Source organism: Streptomyces sp. Y309, assembly GCF_056712025.1.
Genome location: NZ_CM160048.1, coordinates 508,535 through 523,755, shown reverse-complemented (window position 1 = coordinate 523,755; position 15,221 = coordinate 508,535). Strand labels below are relative to the sequence as shown.

General features: G+C 72.0%; 11 protein-coding genes and 4 pseudogenes. 11 read left to right on the top strand and 4 right to left on the bottom strand.

Annotated features, from left to right (window positions below; genetic code table 11):
- Positions 1–378 precede the first annotated feature (378 nt).
- The 4 genes from AC0KTA_RS02195 to AC0KTA_RS02180 all read left to right on the top strand — a co-directional run bounded on the left by AC0KTA_RS02195 (position 379) and on the right by AC0KTA_RS02180 (position 5,503).
- A complete protein-coding gene (locus AC0KTA_RS02195; RefSeq protein WP_481053365.1) occupies positions 379–1,434 on the top strand; it encodes a fatty acid desaturase family protein in 1,056 nt (351 codons plus the stop codon).
- A gap of 106 nt (positions 1,435–1,540) precedes the next feature.
- Positions 1,541–1,723, top strand: coding sequence for a hypothetical protein (locus tag AC0KTA_RS02190; RefSeq protein WP_481053364.1), 183 nt, complete (start codon positions 1,541–1,543; stop codon positions 1,721–1,723).
- A gap of 323 nt (positions 1,724–2,046) precedes the next feature.
- Complete coding sequence (locus tag AC0KTA_RS02185) at positions 2,047–2,646, top strand: hypothetical protein (RefSeq protein WP_481053363.1); 600 nt, start codon at positions 2,047–2,049, stop codon at positions 2,644–2,646.
- A 184-nt stretch (positions 2,647–2,830) separates the two neighbouring features.
- Complete coding sequence (locus tag AC0KTA_RS02180) at positions 2,831–5,503, top strand: hypothetical protein (RefSeq protein WP_481053362.1); 2,673 nt, start codon at positions 2,831–2,833, stop codon at positions 5,501–5,503.
- A 166-nt stretch (positions 5,504–5,669) separates the two neighbouring features.
- On the opposite strand, the gene AC0KTA_RS02175 is transcribed toward AC0KTA_RS02180, so the two are convergent.
- Positions 5,670–6,542, bottom strand: coding sequence for a hypothetical protein (locus AC0KTA_RS02175; RefSeq protein WP_481053361.1), 873 nt, complete (start codon positions 6,540–6,542; stop codon positions 5,670–5,672).
- Positions 6,543–6,854: 312 nt separating this feature from the next.
- Complete coding sequence (locus AC0KTA_RS02170) at positions 6,855–7,154, bottom strand: hypothetical protein (protein ID WP_481053360.1); 300 nt, start codon at positions 7,152–7,154, stop codon at positions 6,855–6,857.
- A gap of 99 nt (positions 7,155–7,253) precedes the next feature.
- On the opposite strand from AC0KTA_RS02170, the gene AC0KTA_RS02165 reads away from it, so the two are divergent.
- A complete protein-coding gene (locus tag AC0KTA_RS02165; RefSeq protein WP_481056282.1) occupies positions 7,254–8,159 on the top strand; it encodes an oxygenase MpaB family protein in 906 nt (301 codons plus the stop codon).
- Positions 8,160–8,176: 17 nt separating this feature from the next.
- Here the strand turns inward: AC0KTA_RS02165 and AC0KTA_RS02160 are convergent, their stop codons facing one another.
- Complete coding sequence (locus tag AC0KTA_RS02160; protein ID WP_481053359.1) at positions 8,177–8,698, bottom strand: PadR family transcriptional regulator; 522 nt, start codon at positions 8,696–8,698, stop codon at positions 8,177–8,179.
- Between the two features lie 134 nt (positions 8,699–8,832).
- Between AC0KTA_RS02160 and AC0KTA_RS02155 the strand changes: the two genes are divergently transcribed.
- Positions 8,833–9,588, top strand: a complete 756-nt coding sequence (locus tag AC0KTA_RS02155) for an alpha/beta fold hydrolase (protein WP_481056281.1) — start codon at positions 8,833–8,835, stop codon at positions 9,586–9,588.
- Positions 9,589–9,629: 41 nt separating this feature from the next.
- On the opposite strand, the gene AC0KTA_RS02150 is transcribed toward AC0KTA_RS02155, so the two are convergent.
- Positions 9,630–10,229, bottom strand: coding sequence for a class I SAM-dependent methyltransferase (locus AC0KTA_RS02150; RefSeq protein ID WP_481053358.1), 600 nt, complete (start codon positions 10,227–10,229; stop codon positions 9,630–9,632).
- A gap of 190 nt (positions 10,230–10,419) precedes the next feature.
- Between AC0KTA_RS02150 and AC0KTA_RS02145 the strand changes: the two are divergent.
- From AC0KTA_RS02145 to AC0KTA_RS02125, 5 genes and pseudogenes are all read left to right on the top strand, one after another.
- A pseudogene (locus tag AC0KTA_RS02145) lies at positions 10,420–10,997 on the top strand (MHYT domain-containing protein).
- Between the two features lie 61 nt (positions 10,998–11,058).
- Positions 11,059–13,682, top strand: a pseudogene (locus tag AC0KTA_RS02140) (sensor histidine kinase).
- Positions 13,679–14,115: pseudogene (locus tag AC0KTA_RS02135) on the top strand (roadblock/LC7 domain-containing protein). Before AC0KTA_RS02140 ends, AC0KTA_RS02135 begins: the two co-directional pseudogenes overlap by 4 nt.
- Positions 14,116–14,133: 18 nt before the next feature.
- Entirely contained in the window at positions 14,134–14,547 is a 414-nt protein-coding gene (locus tag AC0KTA_RS02130) for a DUF742 domain-containing protein (RefSeq protein ID WP_481053357.1), read from the top strand.
- 106 nt (positions 14,548–14,653) lie between these two features.
- Positions 14,654–15,214 (top strand): annotated as a pseudogene (locus AC0KTA_RS02125) (GTP-binding protein).
- Positions 15,215–15,221 lie beyond the last annotated feature (7 nt).

The window sequence follows — 15,221 nt, the reverse complement described above, 5'->3', positions numbered from 1 at the left end:
CCCGGTGCGACCGGGGTCACCGGGCACGAACACGACGGAGCAGCGGGACAGTTCTGAGATCTCGGAGGGGGTGACAGCGGAGAGCCTGTGCACAGCGATGGCGCATTCCTCAAGTTTGACTAATGAGACCGGAGCGGCCGAGGATACAGTGCGATCTTCCCTTTGAGGGCCAGCTGCGCGGTGATCTGGCTCACTTCGCTGGAGGTGTGCTCGGAGTCCTCCGTGTGGGGCCGTGTGGGCGGGGGTGTACCCAGCACCCCTCCGCGCGGGCGCTGGCACCCGGCTGAACACGGGTGGTGGCGCCATGGTTGCCGAAGGTCACAGATCCGTACGTTTCCTGAGGTCAGCGCATTCTCACGGAGACCGGAGACCCTCGCCATGCCCCAGGCTGCCGCAGCCGTCGCGGAACGCCCCACCGACGTCACCGCACGGCACCCCTCCGGGAGCGACTTCGCGCCGCTCCTACGCACCATCAAAGCGCGGGGGCTCCTCGACCGGCGCACAGGCTGGTACCTGCGCAGCATGGCCCTCAACACCGCAGCCCTGGTGGCCGTGTGCGCGGGGCTGTTCGCCGTCGGGCACACCTGGTGGGTACTGCTGCTCGCGCCCGTGCTCTCCGTGCTGTGCGCCCGCACCGCCTTCATCGGACACGATGCCGGGCACTCCCAGATAACGGGCAATCGCGCGGTGGCGCGCCTCATCGGCCTCTTCCACGGCAACCTGCTCCTGGGCATGAGCGTCGGCTGGTGGAACGACAAGCACAACCGGCACCACGCCAACCCCAACCACATCGACAAGGACCCCGATGTCGCCGCCGACATCCTGGTGTTCACCGCGAAGCAGGCCGGGCTCCGCGCCGGCTTCCGCAGCTGGCTCACCCGCAACCAGGCATGGCTGTTCTTCCCCCTGACGCTGCTGCAGGGCATCGCCATGAAGGTCTACGGCTTCCGCGACCTGCGCCGTCAGAGCCCGCGCGAGCGAGCCGTCGAAGGGCCCCTCCTGGTGGTGCACCTCGTGGGCTACGTGACGCTTCTGCTGACCGCGATGCCCCTGGGCCACGCGATCGCCTTCGCAGCCCTCCACCAGGCACTCTTCGGCCTGCACCTGGGCATGGCCTTCGCCCCCAACCACAAGGGCATGGAGATGCCCGACCCCGACGGCGAGCGCTGGGGCCACCTGAAGCGCCAGGTCCTCACCTCCCGGAACATCCGCGGCGGCGCCCTCACCGACTGGCTCCTCGGCGGGCTGAACTACCAGATCGAACACCACCTGTTCCCGAGCATGCCCCGGCCGCATCTGCGACTGGCCCAGCCCCTCGTCCGCGCGCACTGTCATGCTGTGGGTATGTCTTACGCGGAGACCGGGCTCGTCGACTCCTACCGGCAGGTACTTCGCCACATGTACGAGGTGGGCGAACCACTCAGGGTCGAGTAGGGGTCGTACGTCAGGGATCGGTCAGGGTCGCGTTCCGGAACTGGGCGCGGTCCGATCCCGTTTCTCAAGACAGAGAGCGGCACCAGCCGCGAAGGAGGCGACGGACATGTCGAAGAAGGCGAAGATCGCCGCGGGAGGCGTGGCGGCAGGGATCATCCTGTTGATCTGGCTGCCCTGGTGGGCCGCACTCCTGATCGTGCTCGGCGTCCCGGCGGCGGCCTATCTGACGCTCGACTCCGAGCAGCGGCGCAGGCTGCGCCGCGTCAGCCGCAAGGAGCTCGGCCGCTGAGCCGCCATGGCTCACCGACCGGGCGACGCGCCAGGCCGAGGGCCACGAAGGCCACGCACCCCACACCTGCGATCACACCCCGTTGGAACCACGCACCGCCCGCGGAGCAGCCGACGCCGCCCCGCGGGCGCATCGGGAGCCCCGCGCATCGGAAGCCCCGCGCATCGGAGCCCCATGCGTCGGAAGCCCTACGCATCGGAAGCCTCATGCGGACAGGAAGACCTCGCGGCTCGGAAAACCCCTTGCGACGGCGGACGTTCGCCCGTGACCATGACGCCCATGACTTCCGGAAAGGAGGCCCAGCGATCCCACGGTGATCGCTGATGGCCGGACACGACGCGCCCCAGGCGCACACCCCGCAGTCCCCGACCACGCCCCAGAGCGCGCCCGCACCCCTGACCGCGGCCTGGCTCAGGACGCACTTCGACCCCCTGCCCTTTCCCGCCCGCATGAGCGCCCTCGCGCGCTACGCCCGGGCGCTCACCCCGGACGCGTACGCGACGCTGCACCGCACCCTCGACGCCGGGACGTCGGACGAGCGCCACACGGCCCTCTTTCTCGCCGTCGCCCGCCGCGACCTCACCACGATCGCCGCCGCCCTGACCGACCCACTGCTGCGCCGCCGCGCCCTCTCCGCAGCCATCCGGCTGCCGATTGACGCCACGGTCCTGGAACAGCTCGCGCTGAGTCCCGTCGCCGCGGTACGGCACGAGACGTACCGCGTCCTGCGGCTCAGCCGCCGCCACAGCCTCGCCGCACAACTGCTGCCTGCCGTGCACGACCGGTTCGGAGCCCGGGAAGCCGCCCTGCTCCTGCCCGCATGCCCCGCCGAAACCGTCGCCGACTGGCTGCCCCGCCTCGACCCTCCCCAGGGCGTGCTCCACGCCCTGGCCCGCACCGCCCGGTGGCGGTGGCGCGCCTGATAGCCAGCCGCCTGCAAGAGGCCACCGACCACCACCGGTACCGGCTCACGCGCTGCCACCGGGCACTCGCGAGCCTCGCGGCACGGCACGGCGCGACCCCGAGGCCGCGCCACTGCTCCTGAAGACGGAGCCCAACCTCCTCACCCGTGCCGCCCTCCACATCCTGCTGCGACGGCCCGCCCAGATGCTCGACGCACTGCGCGCCACGCCGCCGAACCCCGACGGATCACCCCGCGAGGTCGGGCTGCCCACAGGACCGCTGCCGCCGGCCGCGCGGCGCGCCTTGCGCGCCCTCCCACCCGCCGACCTGGCCGACCTCGCACGACGCTGCCCGGCCTCACGAGCCCGCCGCGACCGCCCGGGACGCCTCGACGTCACGCCGGACGGCCTGCTGGCGCTGCTGCCGGCACCGGAACGCGGTCGCATCGCGGCGGAACGCACAGCGCGTGCGCGCGCCGTCCACGGCATCCCGCTGCCCACGCTCGCCACGCTGGAGCCGGCTGACCGGACCCGCGTCGTCCAGCCTCTGCTGGAGCGATCATGCCGCGACCGGGCGGTGTGCCGGCTCGCCGCCGTCCTCCCGCTCACCGATGGCGAACCGCTCCTGCGGGCGGTCACCGAGCGGCACCGATCCCAGCTCCGGGCCATGGCCTGGCCCGCTCTGCTCGCCTGCGCCGAACTCGAGGGCGACCCGGATGAGTTCGCCCGCGTCGCGATCGACTGCGAGCGGGCCTGGCACGACCAGGACGAAGTGCGCCGCGCGGCCTTGGAGCAACTCGCGGGCGCCCCCGCGCGCCTGGTCGCCGCGCTCCCGGACCGGGTGCTCCGCGACGCGGTCCTCACCACCGTCCAGTCCCGCGACTCCACCCCGCGCACCCTGAGGGCCGCCGAGAGCCTGCTGCGCCGCGTCACCCACGTCGCGGCGGCCGACGGCAGCCGGAGCCGGGCCTCGTACACCGCGGAGCTGCTCTGCCAGGTGGTCTCCGACCCCCGTTCCCGTTCCCGCTCCTGTGCATCCGTTCGCCCCCTGCGCCTCGACGAAGCGACGGCGCGTGCCATCTGGAACGCCACAACCCCGCACATCCGCGCGCGTGCGCACATCCACACCTGCCTGGCCGAACTCCTGGCGCCTCACCTGACCGCCCTGCCCGAACTCGACGCGCTCGTACGGCACACGGCGGTCGACGGTGACGACCCGGACCTCGCGGCCCGCGCCGCAGCCGCATGGGTGGCACCGGGCGACGTCCGCGAGCAGCGCGCCGCCGAACTGATCGGCATCGACGCCTCGTTCGCGACGGTCCCCCTGATCCTGCGCACGGCCACCACCCGCCGCACCGACCTCATCGACACCATCCTGACGGCCGCCCCACACGGCCTGAAGGGCCGCGTGCGCCCATGCCTCGCCCCTTGGACGCCACGGCTGCACACCGCGATCACCGGCCGCTGGCTGCCCGAACAGCGCCGCGCATGGGACGAGCACCACGCACGCGTGGCGCAGGACGACCACGCCGCCTTGCGCACCCGAGCCGACGCGGTCGCGTACGTGCACGACCCGCGGCTGCTCGCCGCACTGGCGGACACCGCACCCCAACCGGTCGCCGCCGCGGCACTCATCGCGCTGAGCTCGGCCACCGGCACGATGCGGAGCGACCGGAGCACGATCCACGACAGCGCGACTCCCGAGGAGGAGCCGCTCCGTGACCTCCTGCTGCGCCACGCCGCCACCGGCGGTGTCCGCGGACGCGCAGCCATGGCGGCCCTGCGAGGCCTCCTCGACACCCTGCCCGACCGCGGGGCAATCGCATTGCTCACGCCCGTGGCCTGCGCGCCGGACACACCGGTCGGCACCCGCAAGGAAGCCGCACGTGCCCTGGGAACGCTCACGGGTGACGCCGCTTTGGCCGCCCTCCTCTCGGCCTGGGACGCACCCGGACAGCATCGCGACGTCCGTGCCGTCGTAGCCGGGCTGCTGCTCGCTGCCATCGACCGCCCGGGGACAGCCGATCGCCTGATGACGGGGGTCGCGGAGCCTGCGGTACGGGATGCGGTCATCCACGCGCGCGTGGGACCGGTGCCCCACTCCGCGACCGCCGCCTATCGTGCCTTCCTCACGCGCCTGGTGCGGGAGGGCGACGACGACACCGCCGTCGCCGCGTGCCGGGCCCTGCCCGGCTGGCTCACTCCGGAGTCCGTCGACGCCATGCGGGCCGTGGCGGACCTTGTCGTCGATCCGGCGCGTGACCGGCGCCTGCGGAGCGTCGCGGCACAGGAGTTGGCGCACTTCCCGCCCGGGCCGGGCGGCGAGTCCGTCCTGACGGGTGTCCTCGGTGCACTCCAAGAGCGCGCGAGCGAGCCGGACCCACAGGTGCGGGCCGACGCGCTGCGCCGCCTCGCGGACATCGCCGGTGCGCTGAGAGTGCAGCGGGGCCCGGCTGGGGCGCTGCCCGCCGCCGACGCAGTCGCTGCGACGCTGCACACTGTCGGGTTGGCCAGAGAGGCGGCCCAGCTGATGGGGGAGGCGTCACTCGCGGCCCTGCGGCACGGACAGTACGACCCCGAGCGCTGGGAAAGACTGCTGCTCCTGGTCGAGGAGCGGCCGGACCGGCTCCCCCTGGAGGGCGATCTGTATCTGGACATCGACGGCCCACGCGCGCGGGAGGCCCTGCTCGCCGCTGCCCGCATGCTGCGAGAACGTGGCACTCCGGTCGCGGCGGTGATGGCTCTTGCGCTGGTGGGCGTGGGAGGGCGGGCGACCTCCTGGAAGAACACGTGGCGCGATGAACTGTCCGCCCTGCGAGACCACGCTGACGCCGACACGGCTGCGGCAGCGCTCCTTGTGGAGGCGAAGCGGCGCTGATGGCCGAGGCGCCATGGCTCCGAAAGGACGCCGCCGAGCGCTGCCTCGACGTCGAACGATGCCGTGCTGTCGAACGACGCCTTGCCGTCGAACGGTCACCGACGCGCCGCTCAGAGCGACTCGGAGGGTGAGCGACACCCATCCACGACCGGGCGGGAGGCACGACTCAGGCGGGGCGCACGGCCATCTTGTCGAGCGCTTCGAGCAGCCCCGGCAACTCGGGCCCGCGCCCCACCGGCAGGACCTCTCCGGGCTCCTCGTCGAGCAGCACGAACGCGATGTCGTCAGTCCTGGCGACCATGGACCAGCCAGGGCCGTCGGCGCGCAGGGTACGTGCCTCGCCGGAGGCGAACGACGACCGCACCCGTCCGAGCGGCGGCGGCGTGTCCACGTACGCACGTACCTCCGCGAGGACACGTCGTACGCCCGTCAGCGGCTCGGGCATCGACCCATCGGTGCGGTCTTCGCCGTCGGCAGGCCCCTGTTGGCCGCCGTCGAGGGACCCGGCATCCTCGCCTCCGCCGTCCGTGGCGAAGTCCGCGTCGTCGATCTGCTCGCGCCATGCCGCCCACTGGAGGGCTATTTCGTCGGCGCCCAGACGGCGCTGGGCCGGCCCCCATGTGTCCGCCTGGGGCGGGGCGAGGGGGACCAGGTCCGGCTGCTCGGGGTCCGGTTCGGGGTCGTGCGGCGCGGGCACTCCGGGGGCGGCCACCGCCACCGCGAGCGGCCAGCCGGGCAGGGCGGCGACCACGGTGCGTTCACCGGGCGACAGGTCGTACTCCATGCCGCAGTCCCACGAGGCGATCGCCACGGCGACGAGCGACACGTCATCGGTGACGACGGTCCAGCGCGCACCGGCGCTGTCCTGGCCGAGCACCAGACCGTAGCCGGCGGCCAGCGGGGGCAGGCCCAGGGCCGCGCACGCCTCCGGATAGTCGTCGCCGAGCACGCTGGGGAACTTCGCGGGCGTCAGCAGGACCGCCGTCAGCACGTACAGCGCGTCGTCGTCGGTGGCGACAGCGTCGTCCGTCCCGGCCATGCCGGCCTCCCCATCACTGGCCACTTCTTCCTCCGTCGGCGCACCCTAACCACTGCTCCATGACGTCGTCGAGGGGTGGATGACCAGGAAAATCCGCTCGTACGCCACCGGAACCACCGCCTACGCTGCCTGCCATGTCCAGCGCCAGTTCGCACTTCGTCTGTCTGCCGTGCCGCGCGTCCTTCAAGAAGGCGGCCGACTACGCGCGCGTGCGCCACGACGTCTGCCCGCAGTGCGGGCGACAGCTCCTCGACGCGGGCTCCGCCCTCGCCGTGCCCAAGCGCCGGGACGCCGCCGCGTCCCACACCGACGTCACGCGGCAGGCAGGCCGAGGAGCGTACGCGCCACGTCGCGCGGCGACTCGTCGTGCTCCCGGGCGAGCGCGATGACGGCACGGCAGGCGAGTTCGCTCACGCCGAAGGACAGCGCCTCCGGAGACACCCAGCCCACCGCCTCGTCGACCCGGTCCTGATCGTCCTCGGCGCACGCCGCCACGTAGACAGCGGCTGCCTCGAAGAGGTTGTGGGGGCGCGGCCTTTCCGCCTGCGCCGCCTTTTCCGCACGTATCTCCGGTTCGCCCCCGCGCCACCGCCTGCGGATTCGGTCGAACATCTGGACCGCCTTCCCCCGACTGGATCCCGCCGCCGTACGGCTCATCTGCAGGTCCCCAACGTAGAGTTGGAGGTGCGGCGACAAAAGGGGGACCGTGTGGTGAAGCGTTACGAGCGGCTTCAGCAGATCCGGCGTCTGGACCCAGAGAAGGACTTCCTGACGATCTATCGCCTCTCCGCGGCGTACGAGTTCCCCTGGGACTTCACCCGCGCCCTCGAACTCGCCCTGTACCGCACGTACGCAGTCCCGAGCATCGGCCGCCTCCTCGCCCGGACCGCGGAGCTCACGGACCGCACGCAGAAGCGGTACGACGACACGGCCTTGCTCCTGGACGCGGTCGTCGAGCACGGCTTCGACAGCGACACGGGGCGCACGGCGATTCGGCGCATCAACCAGATGCACCGCAGCTACGACATCAGCAACGACGACATGCGGTACGTGCTGTGCACGTTCGTGGTCACACCCAAGAGGTGGATCGACACCTACGGATGGCGCAGGTTCTCGCGGCACGAGGCCGTCGCTTCCGCCGTCTACTACCGCACGCTCGGACAGCACTTGGGCATCAAGGACATCCCGGGCTCCTACGAAGAGTTCGCCGAATGTCTCGATGCCTACGAAGAGGCCCACTTCGGATGGGACGCAGAAGCACGCAGGGTCTCCGACGCGACCATCGACCTGATGGCCTCCTGGTATCCCCGCCCCTTGGCCCCCGTCCTGCGCGCGGCCACCGTCGCCCTTCTCGACGACTCGCTGGTGAAGGCCTTCGGCTACGAAGAGCCGCATGCCCTCACCAGGACGCTGGTCCGGAGCGCGGTGCGGCTGCGCGGTCGTGCGGTGCGCCTCCTGCCACCTCGCACCGCCCCGCACTACGCCCGGCAGAACCGAGAGATCAAGGGCTACCCGGACGGCTACCGGGTCGACGAACTCGGCACCCGCCCCGTGCCGGGGGTGCGCGGCTGCCCGGTGCGCCACGTGGACCCGTCGGCGGCGCCGCAGGCGGACTGACCGCAGCGCCGGCAGAGTCAGCCGAGTGACGCGAGGGTCTTGCGCAGCCAGGCGAGTTCCGCGCGGCTCGTGGCCCGCGCGATGGTGAGGATGCCCTGGCGGAAGGGATCGTCCAGCTCTTCGGCGCGCAGCGGGCGGTCGCCCTCGTAGAAGAAGCTGGACGGCTCCTGAAGGAAGTCGAGGCGGCGCCGCAATACCGTCGCCTGGGCGTCCGCGTCGCCCAGGTGGCGCAGAAAGGCCAGCAGCGTGAACCAGCGGTTCTCGTCGGTGATGTCCGCCCGCGCGGGCTCCGCGAGGCGGCGGCGCAGTTCGTTTCTGCCGGCGTCGGTGAGGCTCAGGACGTGGCGGGGCGCGGCGACGGCGCCGGGCTGGGTCTCACGGGCCAGCAGACCGGCCTTCTCGAGCCGTTTGATGGCCGGATAGAGGGTGCTCTCCGGGACCGGGCGCACATGCCCGGTGAGGGCCGTGATGCGCTTGCGCAACTCGTAGCCGTGCAGCGAGTGGTCGTAGAGGAATCCAAGGATGGCGAGCTCCAGCATGCCCGCATTCTGCCGCACCTGCGGTGTACATCGGCCCCGCTATACCGCGCGCCCGAGGTATTCATTGATGTAGTCTCCCGGAGAGCCAAGGCAAGTGGAGAGATGAGAGCGACGGAGGTGGGACACGCATGTCCATGGGGGATGCGCCGTTCGACGTGCGGGGGAGCCGGGTTCGCTGGACGGAGGCCGAGGGCGCCGGTCCCGCGCGTGTGTACGTCCACGGGCTCGGCGCGGCATCGGCGGCCTATCACGCCCACATCGCCGCCCGGCCTGAACTCGCCGGACGCAGATCGCTGTTCGTGGATCTGCCGGGCCACGGCCTGAGCGACCGCCCCGCCGGCTTCGGCTACACCCTGGAGGACCACGCGGACGCCTTGGCGGCCGCGCTGGACGAGGCCGCCGTCCGTGAGGCGGACATCGTCGCGCACAGCATGGGCGGCTCCGTCGCCATCGTTCTCGCCCACCGTCGGCCCGACCTGGTGTCACGCCTGGTCCTCACGGAGGCCAACCTCGACCCGCACCCTCCGAGGACAGCGGGCAGCAGCGGAATCGCTGCCTACGAAGAAGAGCACTTCGTGAACGAGGGGCACGCGCGCGTACTGGAGCGGGTGGGACCCCTGTGGGCCGCGACCATGCGGTTGGCCGACCCACGTGCCCTGCACCGCAGTGCGACCGGGCTCGTCCGGGGCACGAGCCCCACCATGCGCGCGCTGCTGATGGGGCTCTCCGTAGAGCGCGTGTATCTCCAGGGAGCCATGAGTGGTGAACTCCTGGGCCATGACGAGCTGGTGGCGTCCGGGGTGCGGGTCGTCGTGGTGCCGGGCGCCGGACACAACGTCATGCTGGACAACCCGGCGGCCTTCGCCGCGGTGGTCGCCGGACAGGTGTGACCCTGACCCGGCACCGGTGAGGCGTGCGCCGCCGGTCGGTCTCAGCCCTCGTGCACGGCGAGCGCGAGGAATCGGGCGTCCTCGTCGACGTACGACGTCATCCGCCAGCCCGAACCGGACAGCAGTGGCCGGAGGTTGGCCTCCGCGCGCAGGTCGTAGGGAGTGATCCGACGCCCCTGCCGGGCCGCCAGCGCGGCCCGGCCGATCGGGTGGAACAGCGCGAGCAGCCCGCCGGGGCGCACCACCCGCGCCAACTCCCGGAGATTCACGGCCGGATCGGGAAGATGCGCGATCAGGCCTGCCGCGAACACGGCGTCCAGAGAGTGCGTGCGCACCGGCAGCCGCGCCACGTCGGCGAGGAGCAACTGCCCATGGGTCGCCCTTCCCGCCCGCGCGGCGGCCTCGAGCATCGCAGGGGTGAGGTCCGCCCCGAGAACCACCCCGGTGGGCCCCACGGCGTCCCTGAGCGCCGGCAGGGCGCGGCCGGTTCCGCACCCCGCGTCCAGGACGCGGCCGCCCGGTCGCAGGCCGAGCTCGGCCACCGCCGCGCGGTAGGCCGGGCCGTCGTCCGGGAAACGGCTGTCCCAGTCGGCGGCGCGCGCCGTGAAGAACTCTTGGACGTGTGTGTGGTCATCGGTCATGCGGGTCATGGTCCCGCATGCGCCGCGCGACGGCCCTGTAAGCGCACCCGCTAGACGCACCCTCATGCGCACATTCGGTCGATCGTTCAACGACATCGGGTGTCGCATCACGGCGGCATTGAAACATCCGCGGCAGCTTTCGAAATGCGCCCCCGTTGTGCGCCCCCACCGGGACTAGCGTCCCTGGGCCATGGGACACCTGGACCACACCGCATTCGGCTGGCTGACCCCCGTGCTGTCGTACGCAATGGCGTGCGTCGGCGCGGCCCTCGGAATGCAGTGCACTGTCCGCGCGCTGGGCGCCACGGGCCGCTCGCGCCGCAACTGGCTCATCACGGCCGCCTCCGCGATCGGCGCGGGCATCTGGACGATGCATTTCGCATGGCCGCGCTGCGGCTGCAGGTGACGTGCGCTACGACCCGATGCTGGTCGCGCTGTCCGTCTTGATCGCCGTAGTGGCGGCGACCGCCGCGCTGTGGGCCGCCCTGAACATCAAGTCGCCCACGGCGGTGGCCCGGAGCCGCACTCGTCATGGGCGGGGCGGTGAGCAGCATGCACTACACCGGCATGTTCGCCGTGAGCGTGCGCGTCACGTCCTCGAGCGCCGAACTGCCGGGGGCCTCGACGATGCAGTTCATCTTCCCCCTTGCCGTGGGCCTCGGTTCCTACCTGTTCCTGACCTCGGCGTTCATCGCGCTGTCCCCGAGCGCCGGTGAACTCGCGGCCTCCGTTTCGGCCCAGCGCCCCGTCGAACACACCGCCCCGTAGCGGACGCGGACCGCCGACGGCCGGACGACACACGTCGTGAACCCTTCCGAGCGAGGAGGCCATGCACATACCCCGGAGAACCCCCGAAACCGGCACATCGCCCACAAGCACCTCGCCCACGAGCGCACCGCCCGCCCGCGGTCGCCGCGCCCATGCGGGCCCGCCCGCCCAGGAACAGCTCGCCACGGCAGAAGACTGCGAGGACGGGCCACCGGGCACGCCCCCGCGTGCGGCATGCCGGCGACTGCGGCCGCGCACCGTGCGGGCCAAGGTCGTCTGCCTGCTCATGGTGCCGGTCGTCTCGCTTCTCGCCCTGTGGGGGTTCGCGACCGTCAGCACCGCCCAGGACGTCGCGGGACTGCGCCAGGCGCAGCAAGTGGACTCCGCGGTACGCGCCCCCCGTGGACGCCGCCGTCTCCGCACTCCAGGCCGAACGCGTCGACGCCGTGCGGTACGCGACCAAACCCGCCGCCGACCGCGAAGCCGCCCTCACGAAGCAGGCCACCCGCACCGACCGAGCGGTGGCCGAACTGCGCCTCGGCAAGGGCAACACCGTGGCCGACGGAGCAGGCCTCCCCGCGCCCGTGGCAGACCGGCTGGAAGAGTTCGTCACGGGCGCCGTACGGCTACGTAGGGTGCGTACTTCCGTCCTCGACCGCCGCAGCGGATGGGACGACGCGTACGGCCAATACACCAAGTCCATCACCGCCGCCTTCAGCGTCGGCGGTGCCCTCTCCGGTGTTCAGGACGGCGAATCGGGCTCCCACGCGGGCGTACTGCTCGAATTCTCGCGGGCGGGCGAGATGCTGGCACGCGAGGACATGCTGCTGGCGAGCGCGCGGCTCGCAGGCACCCTCGACGGCGAACGGCTGTGCGGGTTCACCGGAGCCGCGGACACCCGGCAGACCCTCGTCGAGGCGGCCGTGACGGACCTGCGCGGCCCCGAACGGGCCGCGCGGCAGCGCCTCGTGACAGGTACCGCGTACGCCGACGTGGCGGCCGTCGAGGACAAGGTGCGGGTCGCCGAGCCAGGGAAGCAGGCTCTGGAAGCGGCCCCGGCCGACACCTGGGACGACGCCCACGCAACCGTGCGGGACACCCAGCGCGGCATCGCCGGGCGCGCGGCGCGCGCCGCGGCCGACCGGGCCGACCCGTTGACCCGTGGAGTGTTCACGGCCGCCGGGGCGGCGGTGTTCCTCGGACTCGCCGCCGTGGTTGCCTCACTGGTCATCTCCGTACGCATCGGCCGCGGCCTGGTCGTGGAACTCGTCGGGCTGCGCAACCGCGCCCTGGAGATCGCCCGCCGCCAACTCCCGCACGCCATGCGGAAGCTGCGGGCGGGCGAGGAGATCGACATCCGCACGGAAGCACCGCAGGCCCGGCCGCCGAGGACGAGACCGGCCAGGTCGCCGAAGGGCTGGGCACGGTGCACCGCGCCGCACTGCGTGCCGCCGTCGAGCGCGCCGAACTCGCGAGCGGCATCTCCGGAGTCTTCGTCAACCTCGCGCGCCGCAGCCAGGTCCTCGTCCACCGGCAGCTCGGCCTGCTCGACACCATGGAACGCAGGGCGGACGACCCGAACGAACTGAGCGACCTGTTCCGACTCGACCACCTGACCACCCGCATGCGGCGCCACGCGGAGAGCCTCATCATCCTCTCCGGAGCCGCACCGGCCGCGCCTGGCGGCTGCCGGTCCCGCTGACGAACGTCGTCCGCGCCGCCGTCTCCGAAGTCGAGGACTACGCGCGCGTGGAGGTACGCCAACTGGCTGCCGCCGAGATCGTGGGAGCGGCGGTCGCCGACCTCACCCACTTGCTCGCCGAACTCGTCGAGAACGCGGCCCGGTTCTCACCGCCCCACACCAAGGTGCGCGTCAGCAGTGAACCCGTGGGCAACGGGTACGCCCTGGAGATCGAGGATCGCGGACTGGGTATGGGCACCGACGCCCTCGACGAAGCCAGCCGCTGTGTCACGCAGTCCGAAGCACTGGACCTGTTCGACAGTGACCAACTGGGTCTCTTCGTAGTGAGCAGACTCGCCGCACGGCACGGCATCAGGGTGCACCTGCGAACCTCGCCGTACGGCGGCACCACTGCTGTCGTCCTGCTGCCGACCGCACTGCTGCACAGCGGTACCGCCGCGCCACCCGCCCTGCGCCACACAGAACGCCAGGAGCAGCGAGACGCGCATACGGACCACCACGAGCATCGGGACGCGGCCGAGCCGACGCCTGCCGCGTACGCGCGCGTGGGCGGCGCGGCGGCCCACAGCACCTCCCTGGCCCACGTGCCCGAGCACCCCGCGCTCGGCCCGTCAACCGACGGCACCGCGCCCACACCGTCACCTCCCGGTGTCGCCACCCTCCGCCTGCGCAAGCACACGAACAGCGTGCCGCCCGGAACACCAGACGGCAGCCCCACGGACCCGGCGGCCGAACTCCCGCGCCGCGTACGTCAGGCGAGCCTCGCCCCTCAATTGCGCCACGGACTGCCTCCGCTCGAACCTCCGGCGGCAGACGCCCGGCACGACGACGAGCGCAGCGCCGAACACGTCCGAGACCGCATCGCCGCCTACCGGGACGGCTGGGCGCGCGGCGGGGGCTGGCTGCCCGGCGTCATCGGAGCCATGCCCGACCCGGACGGGTCGCCCAGGAGCAGTGACCGCAGCGAAGGAGAGCCCTCATGATCCGGGAATCGAGTCGCACCGCCGGGCGGCCCGGCGAACTCGACTGGCTGCTGGACGATCTGGTGCTGCGCGTCGCAGCCGTACGGCGCGCGGTGGTGCTGTCCAACGACGGACTCGCGGGTGGGCGCCTCCACGGCGCTCAACCCGCGAGGGCGCCGAACATCTCGCCGCCGTCGCCTCCGGATTCCACAGCCTCGCGAAGGGCGCGGGCCGGCACTTCGGAGTGGGCGGCGTACGCCAGACGATGGTCGAAATGGATGACGCCTTCCTGTTCGTGGCCGCCGCGGGCGACGGCTCCTGCCTCGCCGTGCTCAGCACGGTCACGGCCGACATCGGCCTCGTCGCGTACGAGATGGCACGCATGGTCAAACGCGTCGGTGAACACCTGCACACCCCGGCGCGCTTCCCCGGGCAGCCGCCGGGCTCCGGATGACCGAGACGGACGCCAGCCATGACCGACGACAGGAGAGGTGCCGCACAACGGCACGGAAGCCACTGGTACGACACCGAGGCCGGCCCGCTGGTCCGCCCCTACGCGATGACGGGCGGACGGACGCGACCGGGCCCCAGCGGTGTGCGATTCGACATGATCGCCCTCGTCACCCTCGAGAACACTGCCGCCGGGCCGGGCGAGGACGCCGCGCTCGGCCCGGAGCACCGGGCACTCATGGCGCTCTGCCGCATCGAGCCCCAGTCAGTCGCGGAACTCGCCGCCGGTGCCAACCTGCCCGTAGGCGTGGTCAGAGTGCTGCTCGGCGACCTCGTGCAGGGCGGCCGCGTCACCGTGCACCGGCCCGTGCCGCCCGCCCATCTACCCGACGAGAACATCCTGCGAGAGGTGATCGATGGGCTCCAAGCGCTCTGATGCCATGGGCGGCAGCGCCGCCGCGACCGGCGAGACCGCGGTGGTCGGCGAGACCCGAGTTATCGATGAGACAGCGGCAACCGGCGCGGCTGGTGACGACACCGCCATGGCGCTGAAGATTCTGGTCGCGGGAGGCTTCGGCGTCGGCAAGACCACCCTGGTCGGCGCGGTCAGCGAGATCCGTCCCCTGCGTACCGAAGAACTCCTCAGCGAGGTCGGCCAGTCGGTCGACGACATCGAGGGAGTGGACCGGAAGGTCACGACGACGGTCGCGATGGACTTCGGCCGCATCACCATCAGATCGGGTCTTTCGCTGTAGCTCTTCGGGACGCCGGGCCAGGACCGCTTCTGGTTCCTGTGGGACGAGTTGTCACAGGGAGCCCTCGGTGCCGTCGTCCTCGCGGACACCCGTCGGCTCGAGGACTGCTTCCCCGCCGTGGACTACTTCGAGCACCGCCGCATTCCGTTGGTCGTGGCCGTCAACTGCTTCGCCGACGTGCGGACGTACGGCGCGCAGGAGGTGTCACGGGCCCTGGACCTCGACCGTGGGACTCCCGTGGTGCTGTGTGACGCACGGGACCGGGACTCGGGGAAGGAGGTGCTGATTCGCCTCGTCGAGTACGCCGGGCGGAGGCATACCGCCCGGCTGCTCGACTCGGTGGGATGAGGTGTCA

Excerpts from the sequence above, each read along its gene's own strand:
- AC0KTA_RS02155 (WP_481056281.1), top strand. The coding sequence starts at position 8,833 with ATGGGGGATGCGCCGTTCGACGTGCGGGGGAGCCGGGTTCGCTGGACG.
- AC0KTA_RS02195 (WP_481053365.1), top strand. The coding sequence starts at position 379 with ATGCCCCAGGCTGCCGCAGCCGTCGCGGAACGCCCCACCGACGTCACC.
- AC0KTA_RS02160 (WP_481053359.1), bottom strand. The coding sequence starts at position 8,698 with ATGCTGGAGCTCGCCATCCTTGGATTCCTCTACGACCACTCGCTGCAC.
- AC0KTA_RS02175 (WP_481053361.1), bottom strand. The coding sequence starts at position 6,542 with ATGGCCGGGACGGACGACGCTGTCGCCACCGACGACGACGCGCTGTAC.
- AC0KTA_RS02190 (WP_481053364.1), top strand. The coding sequence starts at position 1,541 with ATGTCGAAGAAGGCGAAGATCGCCGCGGGAGGCGTGGCGGCAGGGATC.
- AC0KTA_RS02180 (WP_481053362.1), top strand. The coding sequence starts at position 2,831 with ATGCTCGACGCACTGCGCGCCACGCCGCCGAACCCCGACGGATCACCC.
- AC0KTA_RS02170 (WP_481053360.1), bottom strand. The coding sequence starts at position 7,154 with ATGTTCGACCGAATCCGCAGGCGGTGGCGCGGGGGCGAACCGGAGATA.
- AC0KTA_RS02150 (WP_481053358.1), bottom strand. The coding sequence starts at position 10,229 with ATGACCGATGACCACACACACGTCCAAGAGTTCTTCACGGCGCGCGCC.
- AC0KTA_RS02130 (WP_481053357.1), top strand. The coding sequence starts at position 14,134 with ATGACCGACGACAGGAGAGGTGCCGCACAACGGCACGGAAGCCACTGG.
- AC0KTA_RS02185 (WP_481053363.1), top strand. The coding sequence starts at position 2,047 with ATGGCCGGACACGACGCGCCCCAGGCGCACACCCCGCAGTCCCCGACC.